Origin of the sequence: Mycobacterium lehmannii (assembly GCF_001499925.1) — a bacterium.
Classification (GTDB): domain Bacteria; phylum Actinomycetota; class Actinomycetes; order Mycobacteriales; family Mycobacteriaceae; genus Mycobacterium; species Mycobacterium lehmannii.
The window spans coordinates 1-3,305 of sequence record NZ_LQIR01000050.1 but is presented as its reverse complement, the minus strand read 5'-3'; the positions used below and the strand labels follow the sequence as shown (position 1 = coordinate 3,305).

Below are 3,305 nucleotides of genomic sequence, written 5' to 3'. Positions count from 1 at the left end.
TTTCATCGTCCCTTCCGGCCCGACATCGGGCCACAGGACTCTAAAACTGGTTGGACTCAATCACCGGGAACACGCCAAAGTAACTAGCGGTGAGATCTCGAGGGCCAACCTGAACCAGGTCACTACTTTCGCCACCGGCTACGGAGTCAAAAAGGCAGTGATCATCGGCTTCGGAGTTACGCCCCAAGGAGAGTATGTGGAGGTGGGTGAAGTCGAAGTCGACGGTATCAACTGGAATACGAGCTGCACCCGTCCGGACGACGCTGGCGTCGAGCTCGCTCATCGTGCCTACCAATGGCTGCTCAAGTAGGTAAGTGCAGAGTTAATTCATCGAGGACTTCTGCCTGAATCAGTCGCTTCACAAGCTAGCTGGGTAGGAAGCCTCGGAACCCGGACATGATTGAATCAAGTTAAGGCCACCCGATCTCACGCGAGTTCTACTTCCGGATCGAATTGGGGTTCATTGTGACTACATTCGCGAGTCCGCAACCCAGATCCACACGAGCAAGGAGCGTCGCGAGCGGTACGGGCCGGAACCCCCAGCAGTCGAGTTTGGTCGTTCGGCGTGATGTCGCACGTGTTCATGATGTCGGCCGCCACCCACCAAAGGTCACGAACGAACGGAACCACTGTGCCAAGGCTAATAAACACCGCGTCTCCGATCGCCAGCTTGATTGGCGAGTTCGACGCCCCAGGAGCAAATCGGATCGCCTGATGACCGCCGACCAATCTCGACTCATTCCGCCAGAGAGCGGCCTGCGCTTCCACGTTGGGATGCGTCGCCTCACATAGGAGGTTGTACGTATCTTGCGCAGAAGTCACAGAGCGACTGAACCTCGCGATCCTCTTGCCAATGCGGGTTGCCTGCGGCCAGCCCTGGCTGAGGTCGTAGGTTCGAGTCCCCATACGCGCCTCCCAAAGCACCTGGAAGGTGACAGATTCGTCGGAGTTGGCTTCCTGTCGTACGCGTTTGATGTTGCCATGCACAGAGCGCCAGGGCTCGAGAAGTTGTTGGTGGATATCGGAGCAGACAATCGCAAGCTCGAATAGCGCCCTCGATGCAACCGCGCTCAGTTGTAATGCTCCACATTCGAGCCCCAGAAGTGCGGCAGAGGTGAGCTCTACCGTCTGAACCAAACGCTCGGCGCGATGTCCGACTAAGGCCGAGGCGAAGGACAGTGGCGTGACAGAACACGCGTTCGCAGGACCGGTTGACAGAAGGAATTGCGGCAGGGGGTACCGGACAAGCTCCTCCAAGAGGAGTGACACACCACGCTCGATCTGTCTGGTGTTTAGCCGTGTATCAGACTGGACCCACACGCAGTCCCGCAGCAGAGGTTCAAGAACAGAATCCCAAAGTTGGCCGTCGGATCGGCGAAGCGCTTGAACGCTCGGAAATGAATCGACGTCCAGGCTGCTCTGCCCGGTAGATGGCCAGCCAAACGGATCCCCCATCACCACTTCAAGGTAGCTGCACCTTCGGATAGGAGGCCACCCGTGTGAGCACGGCAGCGCAGCGCCAGACAGAGAAACGCCGAAGCTAGCGGAGCGCCCACCTATGATCGTTGAGTTGCGGGAACACGAACGTCCGTTATCGGGAGGAACAGTGGACTCGTTCGGCATCCTTCACGAAGTGAACGAAGACCAGTCGTTCTTTGTCGGTATCAGCTTCATCCGCCACGAGCGCGTGCGCGGCAAGGTACGGCTGTTGATTGACGAAGGCCCACGAGGGACCTCGCCGCACGAGGACGAGTCGTCGCCAGCCAGACCCCAGATGGCGCTGGCATGGCGCGACTGATCCCCGAGTCACTTCCCGACGACTGCCCATGGTCTGAACGACGGGTCTTCGAGTCCCTCAGTACGCTCGGCGAAGCATGGACAGTCATGTGGGATATACCAGTGGGACTATTCGGCCGACCGCGTCCAAATCTGCGCCAGATCGATTTCCTCATTTTCCATGAACGTTTCGGCATCATCGTCGTAGAGGTCAAAGGCGGAGGAATCAAGTGCGAAAACGGGGAGTGGTGGACACAGCCGCGTGGGTCCATGGAATGGAGCCGACTCAGCCGCTCGCCTTTCCAGCAAGCCGAAGATCAACGGTTCACTCTGCAACGCTACCTCGCCGAGACGCTCGGCGTGGACCGCCGCTGCTTCGCTCACGCGGTCGCCTTCCCCGCGACGAAGGTCTCCGGCGACCTCGGCCCGAACGCGCCCCGCGGCCTGATCCTCGACGCGGATGACCTCAAGCATCCGGCGACCGCTTTACAACGCGTTCGCCAGGAATCCGGCGACTGTCCCATTCTGCGCCGTGGACTCTTGGAAAGAATCGTTGCCCAACTCAAGCCATCCTTCACGTTGACGGTTGTCGCCGCCGCACTCGCCGCCGAAACCGCCGAGGCGCTCGAACGCGAGACCGGCCGCCAGGCCACCATGGTGCAAAGCCAAGTCGAGGCGTACAAGACGCTGCTGTCGACTGACCGTGTAGTGGTCCTCGGCGGAGCCGGCACCGGCAAGACCGTCATCGCCGCACAACTGGCCAAGCAGTTGAGCACCACCGGCAACCGCACACTGCTGCTGTGCCACCGCCCGGCAGTACAAGCCTTCCTTCATACGCTGCTGCAGATTCAGCCCCCTCACCGGCAGTTCGACGGTCAAGCGAGCGAGTCGCTGCAAGTGACCGCTTGGGCTCGCCTCAAGAGCGCTATGCAATCAGAGCTCGGCAAATCAAAAGGTTCCGCGGGAGGCCTCATGGAGAAGTTCTTCGCGTACCGCGATCGCCTCGTTGCCCCCTTCGATGCCATTGTCATCGATGAAGGCCAGGAATTCACCAAGACCGAAGTCGAAGCATTGACTTGGCTGCTGGCCGATCCCGACAACAGCCCCCTGTACATCTTCGCCGACCCGTTTCAACACAGCGGGCTTCACACAACCCCGACGCGTGAACGCCGCGAGAAGAAGATCAACTACCAGTGGCAGCCGCCCATAGACGCCCAAACCGTCGTCCTGACAACTAACTGCCGCAATAGCACCCCGATCGCGGATGTCGCCGCGCGCTTCTACCCTGACCCGGTACCCACACCCGTGGTCGACGGCCCACCCCCCCAATTCCACCAAGTGACATCATCACAGGTGCTCCCGGAAACCTTTCGCCTTGCGACACAACTCATCACAGACGAGGGGTTTCAACCTAACCAACTACTCATCGTGCCGATCGGCGTTCCGCCCCGCTGACCGCGCTCGCTGAATTTCCCCACTGACGCTCATCGAAATTCCCCACCCGTGTGGCTCCGCCGAGAAGGGCGGAC

Annotated in this window: 3 protein-coding genes; all 3 read left to right on the top strand. The window is 60.0% G+C overall.

Features of this window, described 5'->3' with window-relative positions; translation table 11 throughout:
• Positions 1-310 (top strand): hypothetical protein (locus tag AU192_RS25835; RefSeq protein ID WP_207544968.1); only part of this gene is annotated, 310 nt, incomplete at its 5' end.
• Positions 311-1,558: 1,248 nt separating this feature from the next.
• A complete protein-coding gene (locus AU192_RS20695; protein ID WP_133148049.1) occupies positions 1,559-1,798 on the top strand; it encodes a hypothetical protein in 240 nt (79 codons plus the stop codon).
• A complete protein-coding gene (locus AU192_RS20690) occupies positions 1,786-3,231 on the top strand; it encodes a nuclease-related domain-containing DEAD/DEAH box helicase (protein ID WP_082695091.1) in 1,446 nt (481 codons plus the stop codon). The genes AU192_RS20695 and AU192_RS20690 overlap by 13 nt, the downstream gene beginning before the upstream one ends.
• The last annotated feature ends 74 nt before the right edge of the window (positions 3,232-3,305 follow it).